The 22,980-nt window shown below is 72.3% G+C and carries 19 protein-coding genes; 11 read left to right on the forward strand and 8 right to left on the reverse strand.

Going from position 1 to position 22,980, the window contains the following annotated elements:
- Nucleotides 1-64: 64 nt before the first annotated feature.
- Together NIE111_RS22895 and NIE111_RS22900 are read left to right on the forward strand one after the other, a co-directional pair.
- Nucleotides 65-1,126, forward strand: a complete 1,062-nt coding sequence (locus tag NIE111_RS22895; RefSeq protein ID WP_238686330.1) for a Gfo/Idh/MocA family oxidoreductase — start codon at nt 65-67, stop codon at nt 1,124-1,126.
- A gap of 245 nt (nt 1,127-1,371) precedes the next feature.
- Nucleotides 1,372-1,914 (forward strand): DUF1062 domain-containing protein, encoded by a 543-nt coding sequence (locus NIE111_RS22900; RefSeq protein WP_238686331.1) that lies wholly within the window; start codon nt 1,372-1,374, stop codon nt 1,912-1,914.
- 40 nt (nt 1,915-1,954) lie between these two features.
- On the opposite strand, the gene NIE111_RS22905 is transcribed toward NIE111_RS22900, so the two are convergent.
- The 3 genes from NIE111_RS22905 to NIE111_RS22915 all read right to left on the reverse strand — a co-directional run bounded on the left by NIE111_RS22905 (nt 1,955) and on the right by NIE111_RS22915 (nt 4,122).
- Complete coding sequence (locus NIE111_RS22905) at nt 1,955-2,113, reverse strand: hypothetical protein (RefSeq protein WP_238686332.1); 159 nt, start codon at nt 2,111-2,113, stop codon at nt 1,955-1,957.
- Between the two features lie 396 nt (nt 2,114-2,509).
- Nucleotides 2,510-2,731 (reverse strand): hypothetical protein, encoded by a 222-nt coding sequence (locus tag NIE111_RS22910; protein WP_030335934.1) that lies wholly within the window; start codon nt 2,729-2,731, stop codon nt 2,510-2,512.
- A 296-nt stretch (nt 2,732-3,027) separates the two neighbouring features.
- Nucleotides 3,028-4,122: a PIN domain-containing protein gene (locus NIE111_RS22915; protein ID WP_238686333.1), complete on the reverse strand. Its 1,095-nt coding sequence runs from the start codon at nt 4,120-4,122 to the stop codon at nt 3,028-3,030.
- Nucleotides 4,123-4,342: 220 nt separating this feature from the next.
- Here NIE111_RS22915 and NIE111_RS22920 point away from each other — a divergent pair, with 220 nt between their 5' ends.
- Nucleotides 4,343-6,379: a glycosyl hydrolase family 28-related protein gene (locus NIE111_RS22920; RefSeq protein WP_238686334.1), complete on the forward strand. Its 2,037-nt coding sequence runs from the start codon at nt 4,343-4,345 to the stop codon at nt 6,377-6,379.
- 45 nt (nt 6,380-6,424) lie between these two features.
- On the opposite strand, the gene NIE111_RS22925 is transcribed toward NIE111_RS22920, so the two are convergent.
- From NIE111_RS22925 to NIE111_RS22940, 4 genes are all read right to left on the reverse strand, one after another.
- Nucleotides 6,425-7,060, reverse strand: coding sequence for a CG0192-related protein (locus tag NIE111_RS22925; protein ID WP_238686335.1), 636 nt, complete (start codon nt 7,058-7,060; stop codon nt 6,425-6,427).
- Nucleotides 7,061-7,073: 13 nt separating this feature from the next.
- On the reverse strand, nt 7,074-8,171 hold the full coding sequence (locus NIE111_RS22930; RefSeq protein ID WP_238686336.1) for an SRPBCC domain-containing protein: 1,098 nt from the start codon (nt 8,169-8,171) through the stop codon (nt 7,074-7,076).
- 67 nt (nt 8,172-8,238) lie between these two features.
- Nucleotides 8,239-9,288, reverse strand: a complete 1,050-nt coding sequence (locus NIE111_RS22935; RefSeq protein WP_238686337.1) for a nitronate monooxygenase — start codon at nt 9,286-9,288, stop codon at nt 8,239-8,241.
- A 29-nt stretch (nt 9,289-9,317) separates the two neighbouring features.
- A complete protein-coding gene (locus tag NIE111_RS22940) occupies nt 9,318-10,436 on the reverse strand; it encodes an SdiA-regulated/phytase-like domain-containing protein (protein ID WP_238686338.1) in 1,119 nt (372 codons plus the stop codon).
- Nucleotides 10,437-10,581: 145 nt separating this feature from the next.
- Here NIE111_RS22940 and NIE111_RS22945 point away from each other — a divergent pair, with 145 nt between their 5' ends.
- From NIE111_RS22945 to NIE111_RS22980, 8 genes are all read left to right on the forward strand, one after another.
- On the forward strand, nt 10,582-11,400 hold the full coding sequence (locus NIE111_RS22945) for a hypothetical protein (RefSeq protein ID WP_238686339.1): 819 nt from the start codon (nt 10,582-10,584) through the stop codon (nt 11,398-11,400).
- Nucleotides 11,401-11,542: 142 nt separating this feature from the next.
- The gene (locus NIE111_RS22950) at nt 11,543-12,010 is read left to right on the forward strand and encodes a hypothetical protein (RefSeq protein WP_238686607.1); all 468 of its coding nucleotides are present in this window, start codon (nt 11,543-11,545) and stop codon (nt 12,008-12,010) included.
- Nucleotides 12,010-13,401 (forward strand): hypothetical protein, encoded by a 1,392-nt coding sequence (locus NIE111_RS22955; RefSeq protein WP_238686340.1) that lies wholly within the window; start codon nt 12,010-12,012, stop codon nt 13,399-13,401. Before NIE111_RS22950 ends, NIE111_RS22955 begins: the two co-directional genes overlap by 1 nt.
- Complete coding sequence (locus NIE111_RS22960; protein ID WP_238686341.1) at nt 13,398-14,753, forward strand: VWA domain-containing protein; 1,356 nt, start codon at nt 13,398-13,400, stop codon at nt 14,751-14,753. Before NIE111_RS22955 ends, NIE111_RS22960 begins: the two co-directional genes overlap by 4 nt.
- A gap of 14 nt (nt 14,754-14,767) precedes the next feature.
- Complete coding sequence (locus NIE111_RS22965) at nt 14,768-15,880, forward strand: ATP-binding protein (RefSeq protein ID WP_091401268.1); 1,113 nt, start codon at nt 14,768-14,770, stop codon at nt 15,878-15,880.
- Nucleotides 15,877-18,711: a DUF5682 family protein gene (locus tag NIE111_RS22970; RefSeq protein ID WP_238686342.1), complete on the forward strand. Its 2,835-nt coding sequence runs from the start codon at nt 15,877-15,879 to the stop codon at nt 18,709-18,711. The genes NIE111_RS22965 and NIE111_RS22970 overlap by 4 nt, the downstream gene beginning before the upstream one ends.
- A gap of 161 nt (nt 18,712-18,872) precedes the next feature.
- On the forward strand, nt 18,873-21,176 hold the full coding sequence (locus NIE111_RS22975; protein WP_238686343.1) for a M64 family metallopeptidase: 2,304 nt from the start codon (nt 18,873-18,875) through the stop codon (nt 21,174-21,176).
- Nucleotides 21,177-21,352: 176 nt separating this feature from the next.
- The gene (locus NIE111_RS22980) at nt 21,353-21,625 is read left to right on the forward strand and encodes a hypothetical protein (protein ID WP_238677066.1); all 273 of its coding nucleotides are present in this window, start codon (nt 21,353-21,355) and stop codon (nt 21,623-21,625) included.
- 56 nt (nt 21,626-21,681) lie between these two features.
- On the opposite strand, the gene NIE111_RS22985 is transcribed toward NIE111_RS22980, so the two are convergent.
- Nucleotides 21,682-22,950, reverse strand: a complete 1,269-nt coding sequence (locus tag NIE111_RS22985; RefSeq protein ID WP_238686344.1) for an Nramp family divalent metal transporter — start codon at nt 22,948-22,950, stop codon at nt 21,682-21,684.
- Nucleotides 22,951-22,980: the final 30 nt, after the last annotated feature.

A 22,980-nucleotide genomic window follows, 5' to 3' on the forward strand; every position in this document is an offset into this window, starting at 1 on the left:
GTAGATTCTTCTCAGCGGTACCGGCGCCAGGTCAGGGCGCCGACCAGGGAGACGGGGGCACGGCATGGCAAAGGCGCTGCGGGTTGGTCTGCTGGGGTACGGGTTGGCGGGCCGGGTGTTCCACGCGCCGTTGATCGCCGCGACTCCCGGGCTGCGGCTCGACGCCATCGTGACCCGCGATCCACAGCGACGCGAGCAGGCGCGACAGCACTTCCCGGACGCCCGCCTGGTCGACGACGCCGACGAGCTGTGGCGTACCCCCGACGCCCTGGACCTGGTCGTGGTGGCGACGCCGAACCGGCAGCACGTGCCGATGGCGCGTGCGGCGATCGCCGCCGGTCTGCCGGTCGTCGTCGACAAGCCCCTCTCCCCGACCGCCGCGGAGGGCCGCGTGTTGATCGACGAGGCGACCGAGCGGGGGGTGCCGCTGACGGTCTTCCAGAACCGGCGCTGGGACGGCGACTTCCTGACCGTCCGCCGTCTGGTCGAGCAGGGCGAGTTGGGGCAGGTGCTGCGCTTCGAGTCCCGGTTCGAGCGGTTCCGTCCGACGATCAAGCCGGGCTGGCGGGAGCTCGCCGGTCCGGAGGAGGCCGGCGGCGCCCTCTTCGACCTCGGCGCCCACCTCGTCGACCAGGCGGTGCAGTTGTTCGGCAGTGTCGAACGGGTCTACGCGGAGGTGGACCGCCGCCGCGCGGGCGCGGCCGTCGACGACGACGCGTTCGTGGCGTTGACCCACGCCAACGGGGTCCACTCGCACCTGTGGATGGGCGCGGTGACCGCGCAGCTCGGGCCGCGCCTGCGGGTGCTGGGCGACCGGGCCGGCTACACCAGCTACGGGCTGGACGTGCAGGAGGCGGCGCTGCACGACGGTGGCCGACCGGACCAGCCGGGCTGGGGCGAGGTCCCGTCGGACCGCTACGGCCTGCTCGGCGTCGACGGTGACCTGCGGCCGGTGCCGACCGAACCCGGCGCGTACCAGAGCTTCTACGCCCAGGTGGCGGCTGCGCTGCGCGACGGCGCGCCGATGCCGGTGGACCCACGGGACTCCGTCCACACCGTCGAGTTGATCGAGCTGGCCCACCGGTCGGCGGCCGAGGGCGTGGTGCTGCCGGTTCCGACCGCCTGACCGGGTCGGACACCCGACCGGTCGACACCTCCCGCCACCCGGGCTCCCTGACGCGTACGCGAAAACCAGTGGAGCGGCGCCACCGTGCGCCGTTACCGTGCTGCGCAATCAGGTCGTCTAGGCAAGGACGTGCCGTTGTACACCCTGTGAGACCTCCCAAGAGCTGATCTGTCGCGCGTCGCGCAGTTGCGCCGCGCTCCTTTTTGCTGCGGACTTCTCACTGAAACCGGTGTACTTCTGTGCTCATGAATTGGGCCGTCGTGCCCACCTGCCTACCCATCGTCCGCCGCCGTTGCCACGCGTGCGCGTCCCAACGCCTTCGGGCGAGCGGCAAGTTCCGGGTCAACGCCAACCACAAGATCCTCGACGTCTGGCTTCTCGCGCTCTGCACCGAGTGCGGGGAGACGGCCAAGCTCACGGTCCTGGAACGGATGACCGTGCGCTCCATTCCACCCGAACTGCTGGACCGGCTCCATGCCAACGACCCGGGCCTGACCGCCGAACTGCTCCAGGATCCGGCCGTCCAGCACCGAAACCGATTCGTCCTGGACTGGGACAACGCCTGGCGTTTCGACACCGGCGGATCGGAGCACCTGGACCTCGACGTGATCGACGTCGTGGTCCGCAACGCGGCACGGATCCCGGTCCGGCCGACCCGACTGATCGCGGTGGGTTGCGGTCTGTCGCGGGGCGAGGTCGACCGACTGATCGCGGAAGGGAAGGTTGTTTCGGCGTTCCGGTTGAGCGGCAAGCTCTCCGGGGACTTCACCTTCACGCTGAAGCGCTGACCCGCCTCGGGGCCTGTCCGGCAGAACGCCGGGCGGGCCCCTAGTCGGCGTCCTGCTCGGAGGGAGCCTGGTCCGGCGTCCGGGCGTCGTCGTCGGTGAGCGCGTCGTCCGACGTCTTGGGCAGGTTGGCAAGCCGACGCTCGGCCTCCCGGGCCTCATCGTCGATCCTGGGACTCTCCTCGTCGGGACCGTGCGACATGAGGACCTCCATCGGGCGCGACCGGCAGACCTGCGTATACCCGACCTGAGGGCGGAGACACGGAGCCAATCATGCCGATCGACGAACCCGCGTCCACGGCGACCGAGTTGTTCACGGCCGAACGTGTATTGGACACCCACTGGACTCGGGCACTCGAGAGGCCATGGCGAGCTGGCGGCTGCCTTGAGTGCCACGGTCGCGACAACTGCTCGCAACTGGATTGGGCGTTGGCGCTTCTGGCCGACGTTGCTTCCGTCATGCTTCAGAAGCGGTGACGTGGGAGTTGAACGTGAACCGCTGTGCGCTTTCGGCGGACCAACGTACCGAGCGCCGGGCCGGTCGGCGGGCGCGCCGGGCTGGAGCCCGGGAGCGTTGCCGACCCGGCCCGGTGCCGGATCAGCGCTGCTTCAGCTCGCGCCAGGATGGGTGGGTGCCGCGCCAGGCGTCGGCGAGGATGGCCGCCGAGGCCCGGCTGGGGCACTGCTGCACCCGCTCACGACCCGACGCCCCACCGATCTGGGCGCGGACCTCCCAACCCTGCCCGTCAGTACGGATGTACACGTCCCTGCGCCCGCGCGGGGTCGTGTCTCCGTTCCACCAGTGTTCCTCCACCTTCATTCGCCGACCGTATAGCAATTCCCGCGCCGAGGGTACGGCGCAGGTATGCCCGGACCGGGGCAAGAGCGACATTCCAGGCGCATTTCGGCCCAACCGTTGACGGTTCGAAACCATAACGGGCGGTTATCCCGCTCCTGACTTGCGAATCAGGAACCCCGCCCCACTGTGCCCCCTCCCCGCAACCCCCGCCCCCAGCCCTTGTTGATCAAGAGGTTCGCGTCACGAATCGCGTTCCCGGTGACGCAAACCTCTTGATCAACGCGAGCCGGGCGGGAGACACGCGGAGGGTGAGGCGGTCAGGGTTGGGTTGTCAGGAGGTAGTCGTCGGCTTCGGGGCTCCAGCGCAGGTCCAGTACGCCGGCGGTGGCGGCGGCCTTGCAGAACTGCAGGAAGCTGCGGTAGCCGAGCTTCTTCTCGCTGAAGTCGGGGCGAGCCCGGCGTACCTGGTTCTTCAACCCGGACAACGCCACCGGGTTGCCGCCGCTACCCAGGTCCGCCACGACACCCCGGAGTAGGCCGAACGCCACCTCGCGGTCGCCGTGCTCGGGCAGCGAGACCTCGGGGTCACCCTTCGCCGGACCCTCGGCCAGCTCGATCACGTTGCGCTCGGCGAGGTGGCGCAGCAGTTCGCCGAAGGTACGGAAGCCGTAGTCGGACTCGCTGAAGGTGGGGTCCTTGCGCAGCAGGGTGCGCTTGAGCCGGGACGCGGTGACCTCACCGTTGGCGCTGCCCTGCAACCCGGCGACCGACTGGGCGACGAGTACGGCGAGGGCGTCCACGTCGCGGCCGGGCTCCTCCCCCGCCGGCCGGCGGTCCACCTCCGGCTCGTGCTCCCGCTCCGGCTCGGGTGGACGTTGCTCCGCACCGGCCTGCCGGGTGGCGGGACGGGCGCGGCGACCACGGGCCGGCGGGATGTCCACACCCTCCAAGCGGTCGTAGTACAGGAACTCGTCGCACGCCGGGGGAAGCAGCCCCGAGGTGGAACCCTCGACCCCGACGCCGATGACCCGCTTGTTCAGCTCGCGCAGCTTGTGCACCAGCGGGGTGAAGTCGCTGTCACCACTGCAGATCACGAAGGTGGAGATGTAGTCGCGTTCGAACGCCAACTCGATGGCGTCGACGGCCATCTTGATGTCCGCGGCGTTCTTACGGGACGCGCCCATCCGCTGCGGGATCTCGATCAGCTCGACGTGGGACCGGGTGAGCATCCGGCGGTCCTCGTCGAAGTAGGACCAGTCGGCGTACGCCCGGCGGACCACCACCCGACCTCGTTCGGCCAGCGCGTCGGCGATGGGCCGGAAGTCGAAGGCCGCGCCGCCGCGATGGTCGCGCGCGCCCAACGCGAGGTTCTCGTAGTCGAGGAAGAGGGCAATCCGGTCTTCTTGATCCACGCGGATCAGCCTACGCCCGGCATGAGCTGGCCGGGGCGGGCGACGCGCGACACCTCAACTCGACGACCGTCCATTTCTTGCGGCCTGATAGTCGTTTATTTTCGTTGTTCGATAGGTGTCTTGCAGTGCCCTGTCCGGTGCTGCATCATGGCGATCAATGTCGGGCGTTGGGGGGAACGCCGGGCGGACCTCCACCACCACCCACCCAGGAGGGTCACCGATGTTTCGCAGCCTCACGCCGGCGCGGGGACGCCCCGGCCGGCCCAGCGGCACCGCCGTCGCGCTCGCGGCCGGTCTCGCCGTGCTGGTCGCCGGGCCCACCGCGGCCGCCGCCAGTCCACCCGCGTCCGCCGGCGCGCAGCCGGTGGTCACCCGGGCCGCACTCGATCCGGCGCTGGTCGCCGGACGCGGCGCGGACGTCGACTTCCTCGAGCAGGAAGCGGAGAACGCCCGCACCAACGGCGAGATCATCGGACCCGACCGGACCGCCTACACGCTGCCCGCGGAAGCTTCCGGCCGCCGGGCGGTCCGGCTCACCCCCGGCGAGTACGTGGAGTTCGTCCTGCCCAGCGCGGCGAACGGGATCACCGTGCGGTACAGCATCCCGGACGCGCCGCAGGGCGGTGGGATCACCGCCCCGCTGAAGGTCGCCGTCAACGGCAAGCACCTGCGCACCATGACGCTCACCTCGCAGTACTCGTGGCTCTACAACCAGTACCCGTTCACCAACGACCCGCAGGCCGGGCTGCTGCACCCGGACTGGTGGATCACCGAGTGCCAGTGCGTGCCGTCGGCCACCACGCCGTACCCGAGCATCGACAAGCCGTTCCGGCCCACCCACTTCTACGACGAGCAGCGGCTGCTGCTCGGACGTACCTACCGGGCCGGCGACAAGGTCCGGCTCACCGCGCCGCCCGGTAGCGCCGCCGCCTGGACCGTCATCGACCTGCTCGACTCCGAGTTGGTAGCGCCGCCGCACGTCCGGCTGCTCGCCGCGAACGTGCTCGCCTTCGGCGCCGACCCCACCGGCCGGCGGGACTCCGCCGACGCGCTGGACCGGGCCATCACCTTCGCCCGGCGCGCCCACCTCAAGGTGTACATCCCGCCGGGCACCTACCAGGTCAACAGGCACATCATCGTCGACGACGTGACCATCGAGGGCGCCGGCAACTGGCACACCACCATCAAGGGCCGCGAGGTCGCCCTGCCGACCCCCGCACCGGACGGCTCGGTGCACACCGGGGTCGGGTTCTACGGGCGGGACGCCGCCGACGGCGGCAGCCGTAACGTGCACCTCTCCGGCTTCGCCATCGAGGGCGACGTGCGGGAGCGCATCGACACCGACCAGGTCAACGCGATCGGTGGGGCGATGAGCGACTCCACCATCGACGGGCTCTACCTGCACCACACCAAGGCGGGCCTGTGGTTCGACGGCCCGATGCGCAACGTCCGGGTCACCAACAACATCATCGTCGACCAGATCGCCGACGCGCTCAACTTCCACACCGGCGTGACCGACTCGCTGGTCGCGCACAACTTCGTCCGCAACACCGGCGACGACGGCCTGGCGATGTGGTCGGAGAAGACGGCCAACGCGCGGAACACGTTCGACCACAACACCGTGCAGTCACCGACCCTGGCCAACGGCATCGCCATCTACGGCGGCACCGACACCACCGTCTCGCACAACCTGGTCGCCGACCCGGTACGCGAGGGCAGCGGCCTGCACGCCGGGGCCCGCTTCGGCGCGGAGCCGTTCACCGGGCACCTGCGCTTCACCAACAACACCACCGCCCGCGCCGGCACGTACGAGCTGAACTGGAACATCGGGCTGGGCGCGATCTGGGTCTTCGCCCTGGATCGCAGCATCGAGGCGCCCATCGAGGTGACCGGCGACGCGTACTTGGACAACACGTACAACGCGATCATGCTGGTCAGCGACTGGCCGGTGAAGGATCTCTACTCGATCTCCGATGCGCGCTTCCGGGACGTCCGGGTCGACGGCACCGGCACCTCGGTGGTCAGCGCCCGCGCCGCCGGGTCCGCCTCGTTCGCCAACGTGGACGCCCGCAACGTCGGGGCGGTCGGCGTCAACAACTGCGGATCGTTCCACTTCACCCCGGCCGGTTCCGAGTTCACTCTGACCGACCTCGGCGGCAACGACGGCGGGTGGCTCGCGCCGTGGCTGCTGCCCAACACCATCACCTGCGACGACCGGCCGCCCGTGTCGCCGCCCCCGCCTCCCGCGCAGTGGTGACAGCGGTGGGCGGCCCGATCGCTCGGGCCGCCCACCGCACACAGATCAGCGCGTCCTGACGTACGCCAGCGGCACGGTCGAGGACTGACCGTGCCATCTGCCGCCCAGCGTGCCCCTGGCCGGCCCGTCGGCCCCGGCCCCCGGCCGGCGCACGACCACCAGCTCGACGGTGTCGGTGTCGATGAGCGTGCGGTCCTCGTCGACCACCCGTCGCACCGCGCCGACGGCCGGCACCTGGGCGTCGGCGGGCCCGTCGACGACGACGGTCACCGTCGGCTCACGCACCTCACGCCGGCCGTCGACCTCGAAGTACTGCTCCGCCTGGCCGCTGCCGGTGAGGATCGCGTGGGCGAGCGCGGCCGCGTACACCGGGTCGACGCAGCCGTCGTACACCCAGCGCCGGCCGAGCACCGAATGCTCGGTGGTGCCGACCAGCCAGCCGTCCGCGCCGTCGAGGGGCGCGGCGCGGTAGGTGAGCGGAACATGGTGGACCGGCCCGTCGGCGGCGCCAACCAGCATCGTCTCGATGCCGACCTCGCCGGCCGGGTCGTCGAAGCGGTAGGCGCCCCGGCTCACCACCTCGACGCCGGTCGGTCCGGCGAACCACTGCCGGCCGGGCAGCCAGGCCGTCAGCAGGTCCAACTTCGTGGGGTGCAGGGTCGCCCTGTGCAGCAGTGCCATGACGGCAGCCTAGTCAGAGGCCCGCACACTGTTGCCCGCCGATCGTGCAGCTCTCCGGCTCCCGGGCGTTGGGCCGGCTGTCGCGGACGTCGAAGCTGATCGTCTGGGATCCCCCGGCCGCCACGGCGGCTCCGGTGAAGGTGATCACCTGTTTGTCCTGTCGCCAGTTCGCGCCGTCGACGTCGTCGACCGTGGTGCCTTCGGCGAGGGTGACGACCACTGCCCAGTCCGCCACCGGGGCGCCGCCGGGGTTGCGGACCACGATCTCGCCGGTGTAGCCGAACAGCCGGTCGGAGTCGGTCTCGTATCGGGCGGTGACGGGCGCCGGTGGTGGAGGTGGAGGTGGCGCGGCCGACGCGGGTGTCCGCGAGGGCTTCGCCGACGGGGTCCGACTCGGCGAGGTGGTCGCCGAGGCTGTGGTCCGGGAGGGGCGCGCCGAGGGGGTCGCCGTGGGGGCGACTGTCACTGGGCCGGCCGTCACGGTAGGCGACGCGGTCGCGGTCGGGGCGGGCGCGGCGGCCGGCTTCGGGTCGGGCGGCAACGTCACCCATGCCGTCGTCCCCGCCACCAGCACGGCACCCGCGACAACGGCGACGAGCGTGCGACGCCGACGGGGGTTGCGGCCGGCCCTGCCGCGTACGCCGATCAGCGGCAGTTCCGCGGTCATCCCACCGTCGGCCCCGCGCAGGTCGACCTGTTGGAAGGCGAGCCAGTCGAGGATGGCCGGCAGCCGTACCGTCAGCGCCTGGCGGAGCTGTTGCTCGCGCGGCTCGTGCTGCTCGGCGGACCACGCGCCGTGCGTGCTGACCTCCCGTAGCTCCAGTCGGCAGCCCTGCTTCGTGGTCGTGACCGCGCAGGTCAGCTCGCTGAGCCGGCCGGCCTCGTCGCAGGCCAGCACGAGCAGGTCCGGCTCCTGCCGCTCGGTCACCTCGACCTCGACGTTGGCCTCGAAGCCGGGCAGGCCGGCGGTGTGCAGCAGCATCCGGTCCGGTACGCCCTCGACCATCTCGGCCTCGGCGAACCACCGGCCGAGCAACTCCCGATCGGTCAGGGCGCGCCAGACCCGCTCAGCCGGGTGGGACAGCTCGACCTGCGCACCGATCTCGATCACGGCGAGACTCTAACGGGTGGCCGGCCCGGCCTGTCCCGCCCGCCCGAGCCGCTGGCCGGCGTCCTGGTCAGCCCCAGCGGCTGGACCGCTCGACCACTGTGGCCAGCGCGGCCCGGGCGTCGGCGCTGACCTCGGCGACCACCTGCGAAGCCGGAACGTCCCGGGCCAGCGGATGCGCCTGCCCGGCCCACAGATTGGCCACCGATGCGTCAGCGTCGCGCCGGGCGGCGGCGAGCAGGGGACGTGTCAGGTGCAGCACCTGGGGGTAACCGCTCGGTGCCACCGAGTCGTGCTCGCGCAGGAAGTCGTTGGCCACGCCACGGGCCCGCTTACCGGTGAACGCCCGGGTCAACGCGGTCGGCGCGGCACTGGCCACCGCGGCCCGGTGCATCGGCGAACTGCCGGCCTCCGGGCAGCGCAGGAAGGCCGTGCCGAGTTGCGCGGCGGCGGCGCCGGCAGCCAGCGCGGCGGCCACCGAGGGGCCGTCGACGAGGCCACCCGCGGCCACCAGTGGCCGGTCACAGCGGGCGGCGGCCAGCCGGAGCAGCGGCAGCAACCCGTAGTCGTCGTCGTCCGGCAGGCCGCCGCGATGCCCACCGGCCTCGGTGCCCTGCACCACCACCGCGTCCACACCCAGGTCGGCAGCGGCGCTCGCGGCGTCCGGGCGGGTGACTGTGGCCCACACCTCGGTGCCCCGCTCGCGCAGCGCGGTCACCGCCGCCCGGTCGGGCAGCCCGAACACGAAGGACACGACCGGGACCGGGTCCGCGAGCAGCGCGGCCAGCTTCTCCGGGTACGCGTCGTCGCCGCCCACGGGCTCGCCCAGGCTCACGCCGCGTTGCGCGGCCTGCGGGGCGAGCCGTTGCGCGTACGCCCGGACGGCGGCCTCGTCGACGCCGCCGGGGTCGGGCAGGAAGAGGTTCACACCGAACGGCCGATCGGTACGCGCGCGGACCTCGGCGACGTCGGCGACCAGCCGGCCGGTGTCGATCATCCCAGCGGCGAGGAAGCCCAGCCCACCCGCGGCGGACACGGCGGTCACCAGCGCGGGCGTGGACGGGCCACCAGCCATCGGGGCGGCGACGATCGGGTGGCGCAACGTGGACAGGACGGACATCCCCCCATCCTGCCGCAGGGCCGGTCCGCTCACCGGCGCGCGGTGTGCCTCCACCGCAGCAGGCCGGCCAACCCGAGCAGGACCAGCACCGTTCCCGCGCCGAGCGCCAGCGGCCAGGTCCGCCCGCCCTCTCCACCGCCGACCTCTCCGGCGGCCGGACGGACCGCGGTGGGCGACAGCGGGCCGACGGACTCCGTGGAGGGCGCTGCGCTGAGTGTCGTGGCCGTGGCCGGGTAGCGCAGGATCGTCGAGCGGGTGCCGGCTGGTTGACCGGCGGACTCGGAGACGGTGAGCAGCGACCGGCCGTCGCGACTGTAGGTGATCGACTCGCCCTGGGGCTCGTCCGGCAACGGGGTGATCCGCGGGGTGCCGGTGGTCAACGCGCGGACCACGTCGCCGTCGGGCACGTCGTACTCGAAGGCGTCGGCGTAGCTGCGCAGCACCACCCGCCGTCCGTCCGGTGCGCTCGCCGCGCCGGTGATCACCCCGCGCCCCAGGAACGAGAACGGGTTGCTGGTCGTGGTCGACGGCACTGTCACCTGGCCGAGCGCGGTCAGCGGTGTCGACGCGTCCGGCCGCAGCGCGGTGGCCGGCGCGTACAGGAAGACAGTGCCACTACCGCCCTTGGTGACGATCAGCGGCCGACCGGACGCGTCGAGCAGCAGCGCCTCGGCGTCGTGCGGACGGTCCGGGTAGGTCATCCGGTGCAGCACCGGCTGCTTCGCCCCCGGCCCGAGCCGCCATACGCCGACGGTCGACCGGGAGCGGTCGTTGTCGCCGATGTCGGCGACCCAGACGGTGCCGTCCCGGCCGATGGCGAGGTCCTCGGTGTCGCGGGGCCGGGAGGGGAAGGAGACGGCGCGCACCACAGCGCAGCGCTGGTCGAGGAAGAAGATCCGGCGGCGGGCCTCGTCGTCGGCCCCGTCGTTGATCACCACGTACCCGTCGTCGGTGGCGACCATCCCGGAGATCTCGCGCAGCCGGTCGTCGCGCACCTGGCAGACCGGCGTCCCCGCCGGCGCGGCGGCCGCCGTGGCAGCGCCCGGCGCCAGCACCACGGCCGGCGGCAGCACGCCCGCGAGCATCGCGGTCACCACCGCCCCCGCACGAGCGCGCCGCCCCCAGGTCAACCGTCCACGTACCCGCATCGCCCACCCTCCTCGTCGTGGCCGTGACCGGCCACCCGCCCATCCTGGCCGATCCCGGCCACGGCCGACGGTCATCGGGGGGACGCGCCGGGTTCCCTGGTCGATGTACTGTCGCTCCGCCTGATCTTCACGCCGGAGGGTGGCCATGTCCGTGAGCGACACCGCGCCGGCCACAGGGTTCGGACGGCGGTTGCTGCGCCGCCTCGGCCGCCCGGCCGGTGGCGCCGCCGTCGCGTGGGTGCCGCTCGCCGCGCTCGTCTGCGGCCTCTTCACCGGCGCGCTGGCCAGCCGGGCCGCCTGGGAGACGTCCCGACCGCAACCCGACCGGGCCGAGGCCGCCGTCATCCTCACCGACGTCTTTCCCGGCCACGACCTCGGCGAGATCGACACCCCGCCGGCGCTCTTCGTCGTCTACGGGCACGCGCTGCGCCTGGGGACCGTGCGGACCCTGGTGTTCGGTGACGGCGGCGAGTATCAGGAGAGCGCCACCGGCGCCGGCGCACTCGGCGCGCTGACCGCCCGACGTGGCGACACCATCCTGAACGCCTCGATCTCCTCGCAGACAGCCGTCGACGCCAGTTACCTCTCGGTCGAGCTGCACCGCGCGCCACCGCCCCTCGTGGTCCCCGCCGGAGTGCTCGGCACGGTACTGGGCGCGGTGGCCGGTTGGCTGGTCTTCGGCTGGGTCACCCGACGCACCGAGGGCCGCCGTAGCCGTGGCACTGTGAACGGCCTCATCGGTGTGGCCACTGTGCTGTGGTGGCTGCCGGTGCCGCTGGCCGCACCACAGCTGCTGCACCACCACCTCGGCGAGCCACACCCGGCCTGGCACCCGTACTGGGAGTGGCTGGGCCAGCCGGCGGCGTCGCTGCTCTTCCTGGTCGGCGCGGTGTGTGTGCTGCTGGCGCTGGGGGTGGCCGCTGGCACCCGCCGGCACACCACCCCCGGGGCGACGGCCGACTGACCGAAGCTGTCGTACCCGTGGTCCATGATCGTGTCGTCGCAGCGGCGCCGGGAGGGGCCGACATGCGCATCACCCTGGGGATTCGATGGTGGGAGGGCGTGACGTGACGGACGCCGACGGCGCCGGATGGCGACGGCGCAGCGTGCTGGCGGTGGTGCCACCCGCCCGGCCTCGCAAGCTGACCAAGGTGCCCTTTGTCGAGCTGGCCGACGGGCGGTTGCAGGGCGTTGTCTCCAGCGGGTCGGACGTCGAGCGGGTCTACGTCTCGTCGGTCGCCGCCGGCACCCACGCCTACCAGTGCAGCACCAACAACAACCGGCCCTGCGGCGGTCTGCGCGGCGCCCCGTGCAAGCACCTGCAGGCGCTCACCGATGAGGCTCTGCTCCAATACGGCGTCGACCGGGTCGCCCGTTACCTCCGGGTCGACGTCGGCGGCGGGGTGTCCGGCGGCGCTGACCTGCTGGCCCGGTTGAACGGCCAGCCCGAGCCGGCCTCGGCGGCGGTGGTGTTCAGTCGCTTCCTGCGTCACCTGTCCTATCTGGAGCTGCCGGGGAGTACGGCCACCCTGCCCGAGCTGCACTGGTTCCCGGCCACCGGGGCGGGCCGCTGATGCGCGGCGTTCAGGTCGCACGGCTGCGCGAGGTTCCGGCCGGGTTGGTCGACACGCTCGAGGTGGTAGCCGGTTTCGACGACGCTCTCGCGGGCGGCTTTGGCCGAGTCGGCGAACGGGGTGCGACGGCGCTGGCCGCGTTCGCCAGCGCGCTGGCCGGCACCCCGCTCGTCGACCCGGTGGCCGCCGCGGTCGACGCGGTCATCGCCGGGTCGGTCACCCCGGAGCACATCGCCGCGCTCGCCGGGGCGCGTTCGGCGTTGCTCGGCGCTGCGCACGACGCCCTGCTCGGGCAGCTCGACACCGCGCTGGGCCGGGCCCGCTCACCATGGACGGCGCCGGGCATCAGGCCCGCCGAGACCCCGTCCGCCCTGGCCGGTGCGCGGGCGTGGTGGCACGAGGTGGCGGTCACTGGCTGGCACGGCGTCGACGACGAGCTACTCTCCGCCGCCGCCACGGTGATCGAGGCGACCCTGGCCGTTCCGGAGCTTCGCCGGATCGCGGTACTGCTCGACGGTTTCGCCGCGGAGCTGCGGGCCTGCGTGCCGATCGCCACCATGACCGAGGTGCCGGCCCGTCGGTGGGCCGATCTCTGGGCTCGGGGCGTGCTGCTCACCGAGGGCGTGCCGCCGCCCGGGGAAGCGCCACTGGTGTCCGGGCGGCTGCTGCCGCTCGGTGTGGACGTGCACACCCACGACACGGCCGTGCAGGTCCAGTTGCACGCCATCCTGGAACCGGCAGGCGACGGACCGACGCGGCTGGTGCGCACCGCGGTCGCCGCCGCGAAGGTGGACACCATCATCGGTCCGGCGGTCTGGCGACTGCTCTCGGGGCACCCGTCGCTACTCACCGCGTTGGCCGAGCGGCGGGCACTGACCATTACCGACCTGCCGCTGCACGGCGGCGACCTGGGCTGGGCCGACGATCGGGTCCGGCTCGACGAGCCTGCCGACCCGTTTGCCACCGCCCGGGTGGTGTTGCCCGCGGCGAGTGCGGCAGCGACCGCTCCGCTGGATCGCCACCCGGCGGGCATCGCCGAGCCGGTCCTCATCGAGGGCACCCCGGTGCGCGACGACGACGGCGGGCTCGCCGTCGAGGTGGACGGCGAACGGATTTCGCTGGCCGTCGACCGACTGCCGGCCGCCGGTCCGCTCAACGCCGACCTGCTCGGTGCCGCGTCGGCCCTGCTGGGTCTGCTGCGCTGGGACGACGGTCAGTGGCAGCTCCAGCCGTTGGCGGTGTCCGCCACTGTGAAGCGGCGGGCCGTGCAGGCGCACAACGGCGACTGGGCGTGCGGCGTCACGGATCCGAAGATCGCCAAGGAGGAGGCCCGAACGGGCGACGCCGTGGCCGTGCTGCGCGAGCGCGCGGGACGGTTGCTGCGCCGATGAACGCGCCCATCCCCACCGGCGGGCTCGCTGACGCCAATCGCCGCCAGGTCCTCTACTGGCGATTGCTGTCCCGCCTGTTCGACAGCGACGAGCAACCCAGCCTGGAGTCGGCGAGCATGGCCGTCGTCGACGACCTCGATCTGCCAGCCGCACTGCTGGACCCGGCGGTCTCGGTGGACACCATCGTGCAACGCTTCCCGGCGCTCACCGCCGAGCTACGCGGGCTGCTCACCCCCGACGACGACGGGCCGGACGACGCCCGGACGGACGACGACGACACGGCCTACCGTCCCGGTGCGGCCGAGGTGCGCCGGGCCGCGCTGGTGTCGAAGGTGCTGCTCAACGTGTTCGCCACCGGCTCCGGTCCGGTCAGCGCCACCCAACTGGCCCGTTGGCAGTCCGACGCCGGCTGGTTCGAGCAGGCTCTCGGGGGCGAGCCCGGTGACCTACGCCGCCAGGGCGGCGAACTGGCTGCCACCCTGGGAGGGCTGGAGGGCGACCTGGTCCGGCGGATGCACCTGCGGGAGGTGTTGGCGAACCCGACGCTGGCCAACAGGCTGACGCCGAGCATGTCACTGATCGAGCAACTGCTGCGCGACAAGTCCAACCTTTCCGGGGTGGCCCTGGCCAACGCCAAGGCGCTGATCCGGCGCTTCGTCGACGAGGTCGCCGAAGCGCTCCGGACGCAGGTGCAGCAAACCAGCGTGGGGGCCCTGGACCGCTCGGTGCCACCCAAGCGGGTGTTCCGCAACCTGGACCTCGACCGCACCATCTGGCAGAACCTGACCAACTGGAGCCCGGAGGACGAGCGACTCTACGTCGACAGGCTCTACTACCGACACACCGCCCGGCGCACCACCCCGGCTCGGCTCATCGTCGTGGTCGACCAGTCCGGCTCCATGGTCGACTCGATGGTCAACTGCACGATCCTCGCGTCGATCTTCGCCGGGCTGCCGAAGGTGGACGTGCATCTGGTGGCCTACGACACCCGGGCACTGGATCTCACCCCGTGGGTGCACGACCCGTTCGAGGTGTTGCTGCGTACCCGGTTGGGGGGCGGCACCGACGGCACGGCGGCGCTGGCGCTGGCCCGACCGAAGATCGCCGAGCCGAAGAACACCGTGCTGGTGTGGATCTCCGACTTCTACGAGGTCAACAACCAGGCGGTCTTCGACGGTCTGCAGGCCGTCCACCGCTCCGGTGCACGGGTCATCCCGGTCGGCTCGGTCAGCAGTTCCGGGCAGCAGAGCGTCAACCCCTGGTTTCGGCAGCGCCTCAAAGAGCAGGGCACCCCGGTCATCTCCGGCCACATCCGCAAGCTCGTCGTCGAGCTGAAGAACTTCCTCACCTAGGAGACCCACCCCTCATGTCCGAGATGCTGCGCGCCCCCGCCGAGGTCACGTACGCCGACGAGCTGGATTTCCTCGAGTCGGTCGACACCGGCCCGAAGCCGTTCTCGTGGCGCCTGAGCCCGCGCATGGTCCGGCTGTTCGTCCTCGGCTCGGAACGGGCCGACGGCCTGTCCCGGGAGATCCCGCAGAAGTGGTTCGGCGACCGCAGTTTCGTCGAACGCGCCATCGTCACCCTTGCCTCGGACCGTGGCCTGCTGCTGATCGGCGATCCCGGCACCGGCAAGAGTTGGCTGGCGGAGCTGCTGGCCGCCGCGATCTGCCGCAACTCGACCCTGGTCGTGCAGGGCACCGCCGGCACGACCGAGGACCACATCAAGTACTCGTGGAACGTGTCCATGGTGATCGCCAAGGGGCAGTCCCGGGAGTCGATGATCCCGTCACCGATCATGACGGCGATGGAGCGCGGCGTGGTCGGCCGCTTCGAGGAGCTGACCCGCTCCACCAGCGACGTCCAGGACGCGCTGATCTCGATCCTGTCCGAGAAGTACGTCGCCATCCCCGAACTGGACCAGGACAACATCGTCTTCGCCCAGCCCGGCTTCTCGATCATCGCGACGGCCAACAGCCGCGACCGGGGCGTCAACGACCTCTCCTCGGCGCTCAAGCGACGGTTCAACTTCGTCCGCATACCAGTGGTGACAAACAAGCGCAGCGAGGCCGAGATCGTCCGCTTCCGCACCGAGGAGCTGCTGCGCCGGCACCGCATCGAGCTGGACGTGCCGCCCACCCTGCTGGACATCCTGTTGCAGAGCTTCGCCGACCTGCGGGCCGGCGCCGCCTCGGCGACCAGTGACGACGAGAAGCTGGAATCGGCGCTGTCCACCGCTGAGCAGATCGGTGTCCTGGAGGACGCCATCCTGCACAGCCAATTCTTCGGCGACCGCACACTGCGCGCCGCGACCCTCGCCGGGTCGCTGGTCGGCTCGCTGGCCCGCCGCAGCCCGGAGGACCTGGCGATCCTCAACAAGTACCTGCACGGCGTGGTCGAGCCGCGGGCGCGCAAGGACGACGACGGGTGGGCGGGCTTCCTCGACGGCGGTCGCCAGGCGATCGCGTCCCTGTCGTGAGCGCACCCACCGTCGCCGGTGCCTTCGGCGCGCTGCGCGAGCAGCTCACCGACGCGGCCGCGGCATTCGCGGGCAGCCCCGACGCGCTCGGCGCGATCCTCTCCGGGATGGTCGAGGACGTCGACCGCGCACTCGGCGAGCGGCTGGAGATCTTCCCGGTCTGCCACCACTCGCCGGCCTCCGCGCTCGCCATGGTGCGCCGGCTGCGGGCCAAGCAGCCCCGGGTGATCTACCTGGAGTTGTGCGAGGATCTGCAGCCCCTGCTCGGAGAACTGCGCAACTGCCGCCTCCCGGTGGCGGTGCAGGCGTTCGCCTCGGAGCTGTCCGGCTTCCCCGCCGACTGGGGGCCGCTCAGCGTCGTCGCGCCGGTGACCGAGGCGTCGGCGGAATACCAGGCCATCGCGTACGCGCTGGAGACCCCCGGCGTCGAACTGGTGCTGGTGGACCGCTCCACCGACCACGTCTTCCAGTGGTCACCGAGGGACCAGCCCACCTCCGACGCGGGCCCGGCCGCCGAGGGCGGCGACGTCGGGACGGCCGCGGACACCGGCGAGGAGTCCGCGCTGCACGGCGACGCCGTCGGGGTGGAGATCGGTGACCTGCGACCCCGGTTCGCGGAGTTGGAGGCGTACCTGCTGCACCACGGCAAGGTGCGGCACTGGTCGGAGTGGTGGGACCAGTACATCGAACGCCCGCTGGCTGACGCCGACCACGACACCTACCGGCAGGTGATGGTGCTGATCGGCAGCCTGTTCCGGCGGCTACGCCCGGCCGGCTCCGACCGACTGGACCGTGACGAGGACCGCGAGCGGTACATGTGGACCCGGATGCGTCAGCACCTGGCCACCTCCGGCGTCGACCCGACCGACTGCCTCTACGTCTGCGGCGCGTTCCATGCCGCCAGCCGGGTCGAGCAGTTCGGGTTGGGCTCCACGGCCGACGATTTCGAGATCACCCCACGCACCGGTACCCGCTGGCGGTACGGGCTCATCCCGTCCAGCCACTCCGCTATCGAAACGCAGTTCGGCCTGGCGCCCGGCTCTGTCTCGATCGCGGCGGCGACCTGGACGAAGGCGGTGAGCCGGCACGGGCTGTCCCCGTACCGGCTGGACGGCCAGCGGACCTCGACCACCCGGAGGCGGCGGGGTCAGGCCCCAGCGACACCTTCCCGCGCCGCCGAGCCGGTCAGCGACCGGCTCACCGGCTTCCTCGCCGCGCCGCCCGACCTGAACGGCCTGGACGAGGCGGAGCTGCGCGGCTGGTGCGTCGACATCGTCCGGTTGGCCCGGCGTAACGGGTACCTGGCCAGCACCGCCGACGCGATCGCCGTCTTCGAGACCTCGGTCCTGCTGGCCGGGCTGCGCAACCGGGCCCGACCCACCCCCTACGACTTCGCCGACGCGGCGGTCACCTGTATCGAGAAGGACGTGGTGCCGGGTCGGCGCGACGTCCGGCGGCTCTGCGAGATCCTGCTGGGCGGCGACCGGCTCGGTCAGGTCGGCTACGACGCCCTTCCGCCGTTGGCCCGCGACGTGCTCGACCGGCTTCAGCCGCTCGGCCTGGCCCTGGAGAAGCGAACCGTCCAGCGGGCGCTGCTGGATCTGGCCGGCCAGCCGGAGCTGGCCCACTGCTCGGACCTTCTGTGGATCCTTCGGCACCTGCTGCCCCCGGACGCGGTCCGTCCGATCATGGGTGAGCGTCGGCTCGGGCACCGCTCGATCCAGGAGAGCTGGGACCTGGCACTCGGCCGCAACCAGCGCGCGCTGATCGAGCTGGGCTACGAGGGGGTGACCGTCGAGCAGGTCCTGGAGCAGCGGCTGCGCCGGGCGGTCCGCGGCCCCGACGCCACCGCCGCCGGTGCGCTCACGGCCGTCGAGGACGCCATCCGGCTGCTCGACAGCCCGCGACTGGTCGACGAGTTGGGTGCCCGGGCGGTCGACCTGCTCGCCGCCGAGCGCACCGTCGACGACGCCCCGGACGTCCTGCGCCGCGTCCGTCGCCTGCTGGCCCACTACCGGGCCACCTCGTCGACCCTGCCGGCCTGGTGCGAGGCGTTCGTGACCACCGGATACGCCCACTACTGCACGCTGCTGCCGACCGCCATCGCCGCCGAGGAGACGGAGGTCCGGCAGGTCGCCGCGATGCTCGGCTTCCTGTTCTCCATGGAAGGCCTCGCCCTGTCGCTGGGTTGCGACCGGTCCCAGTTGGAGCTGGCGGTGGCACAGGCGCACCCGACCGCGCCGCCGAAGGTCGCCCTGCTCTGGGCAGGTCAGCACCAGCTCGGGCTGCTGCCGCTGGCCGAGCTGCGGGCCCGGTGCGCCGAACTGCTGGGCAATCCGCTGGTGCTGCCGGCCTTCCCGCAGTATCTGGCCGGCTTCGTGCACGCGCTGGAGCCGGTGCCCGGGCTGGCGCCGTTCGTCGTCGAGACGATGTCGAACGCGTTCGCCCGGCTGCCCGACCCGGTCCTGCTGCCCTGGCTGCCCACCCTGATCTCGACCCTGCGGGATCAGGGGCCGGAGCTGGTCCCACTGCTGGTCCGCGAGGCGGGGCGCACCTTCCCGACCGCGCTGCCCGAGTTGGATTCCTGGGTGCCGCCGTGGGTGGCGCCCTCGTCACCAGCCCGGCCGGTCACCGTCGCCGCGCCGCAGCGATCGGTCGGCGCGCTGCTCGCCGCCCATCCGGAGGCGGTCGACGCTGTCGCGGCGCTGCTCGGCTGTCCGGGCGGGTGGCAACCGTTGCCCGATCCGCCCACTGACCGATCCGCGTTGTCAGCCCTGCTGAACGGGCACCCCGACACCGCCGCGGCGGTGGCCACGCTCCTGGGGGTGTGACCGGCCTCGACGTCCAGCGAGGACCGCCGAGGGTTACCTGTCGGTGCGCGGACCGGTACGGTCCGAGATGTCCACGGTCACAGCAGGCCCGGACGACGGCGCCCCCGCCGGGCCCGGCGCCCGGCGCCGCCAGGCCGACCGGCCATGGAAAGGGGCGCAGGGTGCGGATCAGAGCGGGGTTGTGTGTCGCGGCGCTCGTCGCGGCGGGACTGACGGTCGGCACACCGGCCGCCGCCACACCGGCCGCCGCCCCGGTGGCCAGTGCCACAGTGGTGCCGATCCAGGTCACCGGTGATCCGGCGACGCGGTTCAACCTGGTGCTGCTGGGCGACGGTTACACCGAGGCCGACCTGCCCACCTTCCGAGCACACGTGGACCGGCACCTCAACACCCTGTGGACGATCGAGCCGTTCAAGTCCTACCGCAGTAACTTCAACGTCTACGCCGTGGAGATCGTCTCGGCGGAGTCCGGGGTGGACTGCGACCCCGGCCTGTCCGCGCCGCGACGCGACACCGCGCTGGGCATGGGCTTCTGGGGTGGTTGCAACCCGGCGAGCGTGCAACGCCTGCTCACTGTCGACGGCACCGCCGCTAACGCGTACGCCGACCTGGCCGGCGGCACCACCCCCGGCAACCGGCAGTTGATCGCGCTGGCCAACAGCGGCACCTACGGCGGGGCCGGCGGCAGCAACGCCACCGCCTCCGGCGGCAACGCCCTCTCCGCGCTGATCAGCCCGCACGAGCTGGGGCACTCGCTCGGTGGCTTGCAGGACGAGTACGACTACTACGGCCGTGGGGTGCCGGGCGACACCTACAGCGGGCCGGAACCGGACTCGGCGCACCACACCGTGTTGACCGAGCGGCAGATGCGCGACACCCGGGCCAAGTGGTGGCGCTGGCTCGGTGAGCCGAGCGAGTCGGGCGGAACGATCGGCCGCTACGAGGGCGGCCTGTACCTCCAGCGTGGGGTGTGGCGACCGAGCCGGCACTCGATGATGAAGTCGCTGGGCTTCTACTTCGACCAGGTCGGCCGCGAGCGGATGACCGAACGGATCGCCGCCCGGGTCGGCATCGTGCAGGGCGGCACGGCCACCGATCAGGCGGTGGGCGCGGACCGACTGCTCTGGGTGGACACCCTGCACCCGGTGAGCCACGCGCTGACGGTGACGTGGTCGGTGGACGGCAGTGCGGTGCCGCGCACCGGCAACGCCCGCCATCTGGACCTTCGGAAACTACGGCTCTCCCCCGGCCGGCACACGGTGACCGCCACGGTGACCGACCCGACGGAGTTCGTCCGCGACCCGGCGATCCGCAGCTCACCGGCGCTGACCCAGACCCGTACCTGGACAGTGGACACCGCGGTGCGTACCCCGGTGGTGGAGTCGCCGCTGGCGATCACCGCGTCCACCGCGACCGACCGACCGGTCGGCGCGCAGGATGTGGTGTACGTGCGGACCAACCAGCCCACCGATCGGGCGCCACGCGTGCGCTGGACCCTCGACGGCCGGCCGGTGGCCGACACCGGCACCGACCGGGACGTGGACCTGTCCGCCCTGCGCCTGTCGCGGGGCACCCACCGGCTGACCGCCCGCGTCAGCGAACCGGCCACCGGGAAGGCGGTGACCCGCACCTGGACGGTCGACGCGACACGGCCCGACGTGGCGTACGCCCTCTCCGAGCCGCTGCTCACCGTTACCCGGCCCGGCCGACCCACCGAGTACGTGTACAACGGCCCGTTCAGCATGGGGTTGACCGGCACCGACGACGGCACCGGTCAGGTCACCTCGGAGTTCCGGCTCGACGGCGACGGGTGGCACAACTACTACGGTTGGCCCACCGACGCCCGATCACCGTTCCTGTTCACCGCCACCGGCACCGACGTGGACGGTCTGGTCTACGGCAACCTCGGCTCGGGCGGCCTGTCCGTGTCCCCGTTCGCCGAGCGGACTCCCGGGTACGGCCGGCACCGCGTCGAGTACCGGGGCATCGACGCCGTCGGCAACATCGGGCCGGCCCGCGCGTTCGTGGCCACGCTGATCCCGCCCCCACCGGACTGCACCACAGTGATCACCGGCCGGCACGCCGGCCCGCTGACCGTCAGCGCCGGTGTCACCTGCCTGCGCACGGCCACGGTGACCGGCCCGGTCACCGTCGCGCCCGGCGCCGCCCTGGTCGCCCAGGGCTCCTCGATCGCCGGAGACCTGACGGCGTCGCGCGCCGCTGCCGTCGAGGTGCTGAACACCGAGGTACGCGGCGCGGTGGCGCTGACCGGCACCACCGACCACGTCACGATGGTGGGGGCCCGGGTGGCCGGGCCGCTGGCGCTGACCGGTACCGCGTCGGCGCCCATCCTCGCCGGCGGCCAGGTGGGCACGGTGGCCTGTTCCGGTGGCCCGACCCCGGTCGATCTGGGGGTGCCCACCACGGTACGAAAGCCCACCGCGGGCCAGTGCCGCCGGGCGTGACGCCAGACCCACTCAAGGTCCGCGCAACTACCGGGACAGTGCTGCTTCCGCTGCCGTGGAGGCAGCACTGTCCCGGAAACCGCCCAGATCTTGGCCGGCGCGGCGGCGTGAGTGCCGCGCCGGCGGGTAGGCAGCGGCCCGGCGGCATGTCGACACCCGCCGGGTGGGAGGCTCCGATGAGCACGTACCGGGACGAACAGGGCGACACGTTCCCTCCGCCCGAGGCGGATGCCCTTGAGCAACGGCAGGACGCGTTCGACGTCGGGCCGCCGGACCGGGTGTCGGGCGACGTGGACCCGGAGGCGGCCGAGGCCGACCTGGCCGAGCAGGGCGCCTTCCCGGCGGGCACGCTCGAGGAGGTGACGTCGCTGCCGGCCGACGCCAACCCGGCGGACGCCCTCGAACAGCGCCAGGAGATCCCGGCCCGCGACGAGGGGCGTCGCACCTGACAACGCCCGTTCCCGCCGGCCCCGGCCGGCTCAGCCCGCAGCGCCGACCAGCCGGCTCAGCCGGCGACGACCTGCCAGAGGAGGAACGCGTTGAGCGCGACCACCAGCACGGCCACCAGTGACGCGGCGGCGGTGGTGAGCGGGTGGTTGACCAGGTTGCCCATCAGGTCGCGTCGGCGGGTGAAGGCGACCACCGGAATCAGCGCGAACGGGATGCCGAAACTGAGGATGACCTGGGACAGCACGAGCGCCCGGGTCGGGTCGAGGCCGATGGCGAGCACCGCCAGGGCGGGCAGCAGGGTGACCATCCGACGCAGCAGCAGCGGTACCCGCCGACGCAGGAAGCCCTGCATGATCACCTCTCCGGCGTAGGTGCCGACGCTCGTGGAGGCGAGCCCCGATACCAGCAGGGCGACGGCGAAGCCGAACGCGGCGGCGGTCCCGATGGTCTGGCCGAGCCCGGCGTGCACGCCCTCCAGACTGTCCGCACCGCCCGGGCCGCCGCCCCGGAAACTGGCCGCGGCGATCAGCAGCATGGCGAGGTTGACAGCGCCGGCCGCGCTGAGGGCGAGTAGCACGTCGGTGCGCTGGCCGCGGAACAGGATCCGACGCTCGGTGTCGTCGGCGGCGGGAATGCGGTCGCGGGTGAGCGCGGAGTGCACGTAGATGACGTGCGGCATGACTGTCGCGCCGAGGATGCCGGCGGCCAACAGCACGCTGTCCGTGCCCTGCAGACGGGGCACCAGACCGGCCATGGCCGAGGCGGGGTCGGAGCCGGAGGCCAGCAGGTTGGCGGCGAAGGCCAGCACGATCACCCCGAGCAGGACGGCGATGACGACCTCGAAGGCGCGGTACCCGCGCGAGCGCAGGGCGAGCACGGCGAACGCGGCAGTGCCGATGATGATCCCGCCGGGCAGCAGGGGGATGCCGAAGAGCAGGTAGAGGGCGACGGCGCCACCGATCACCTCGGCGAGGTCGGTGGCCATGGCGACCAACTCGGCCTGCACCCACATCACCCGGTTCACCGGCTTGGGGAGGCGTTCCCGGCACAGCTCGGGCAGGCTACGCCCGGTGGCCAGACCCAGCTTCGCGGTGAGCGTCTGCACCAGCATCGCCATCAGGTTGGCCACCACCACGACCCAGACCAGCAGGTAGCCGTAGCGGGCGCCGGCGGCGGAGTTGGTGGCGAAGTTGCCGGGGTCGACGTACGCGACGGCGGCGACGAACGCCGGGCCGAGCAGGATCAGTCGCCCGCGTACGCGGCCCCGGGCACGGGCGGCCTGTAGTGGAGTCGCCCTCGACGTCGTCAGTTCGTTGGTGACCATCGAACACCTCCCCGTCCACGCGGATCGCTG

The organism is Micromonospora hortensis (genome assembly GCF_022230935.1).
In the GTDB taxonomy this organism is placed as follows: Bacteria; Actinomycetota; Actinomycetes; order Mycobacteriales; family Micromonosporaceae; genus Micromonospora; species Micromonospora hortensis.

Excerpts from the sequence above, each read along its gene's own strand:
- NIE111_RS22945 (WP_238686339.1), top strand. The coding sequence starts at position 10,582 with ATGTCCGTGAGCGACACCGCGCCGGCCACAGGGTTCGGACGGCGGTTG.
- NIE111_RS22985 (WP_238686344.1), bottom strand. The coding sequence starts at position 22,950 with ATGGTCACCAACGAACTGACGACGTCGAGGGCGACTCCACTACAGGCC.
- NIE111_RS22955 (WP_238686340.1), top strand. The coding sequence starts at position 12,010 with ATGCGCGGCGTTCAGGTCGCACGGCTGCGCGAGGTTCCGGCCGGGTTG.
- NIE111_RS22960 (WP_238686341.1), top strand. The coding sequence starts at position 13,398 with ATGAACGCGCCCATCCCCACCGGCGGGCTCGCTGACGCCAATCGCCGC.
- NIE111_RS22925 (WP_238686335.1), bottom strand. The coding sequence starts at position 7,060 with ATGGCACTGCTGCACAGGGCGACCCTGCACCCCACGAAGTTGGACCTG.
- NIE111_RS22980 (WP_238677066.1), top strand. The coding sequence starts at position 21,353 with ATGAGCACGTACCGGGACGAACAGGGCGACACGTTCCCTCCGCCCGAG.
- NIE111_RS22905 (WP_238686332.1), bottom strand. The coding sequence starts at position 2,113 with ATGTCGCACGGTCCCGACGAGGAGAGTCCCAGGATCGACGATGAGGCC.
- NIE111_RS22940 (WP_238686338.1), bottom strand. The coding sequence starts at position 10,436 with ATGCGGGTACGTGGACGGTTGACCTGGGGGCGGCGCGCTCGTGCGGGG.
- NIE111_RS22895 (WP_238686330.1), top strand. The coding sequence starts at position 65 with ATGGCAAAGGCGCTGCGGGTTGGTCTGCTGGGGTACGGGTTGGCGGGC.
- NIE111_RS22965 (WP_091401268.1), top strand. The coding sequence starts at position 14,768 with ATGTCCGAGATGCTGCGCGCCCCCGCCGAGGTCACGTACGCCGACGAG.
- NIE111_RS22900 (WP_238686331.1), top strand. The coding sequence starts at position 1,372 with ATGAATTGGGCCGTCGTGCCCACCTGCCTACCCATCGTCCGCCGCCGT.
- NIE111_RS22920 (WP_238686334.1), top strand. The coding sequence starts at position 4,343 with ATGTTTCGCAGCCTCACGCCGGCGCGGGGACGCCCCGGCCGGCCCAGC.
- NIE111_RS22935 (WP_238686337.1), bottom strand. The coding sequence starts at position 9,288 with ATGTCCGTCCTGTCCACGTTGCGCCACCCGATCGTCGCCGCCCCGATG.
- NIE111_RS22910 (WP_030335934.1), bottom strand. The coding sequence starts at position 2,731 with ATGAAGGTGGAGGAACACTGGTGGAACGGAGACACGACCCCGCGCGGG.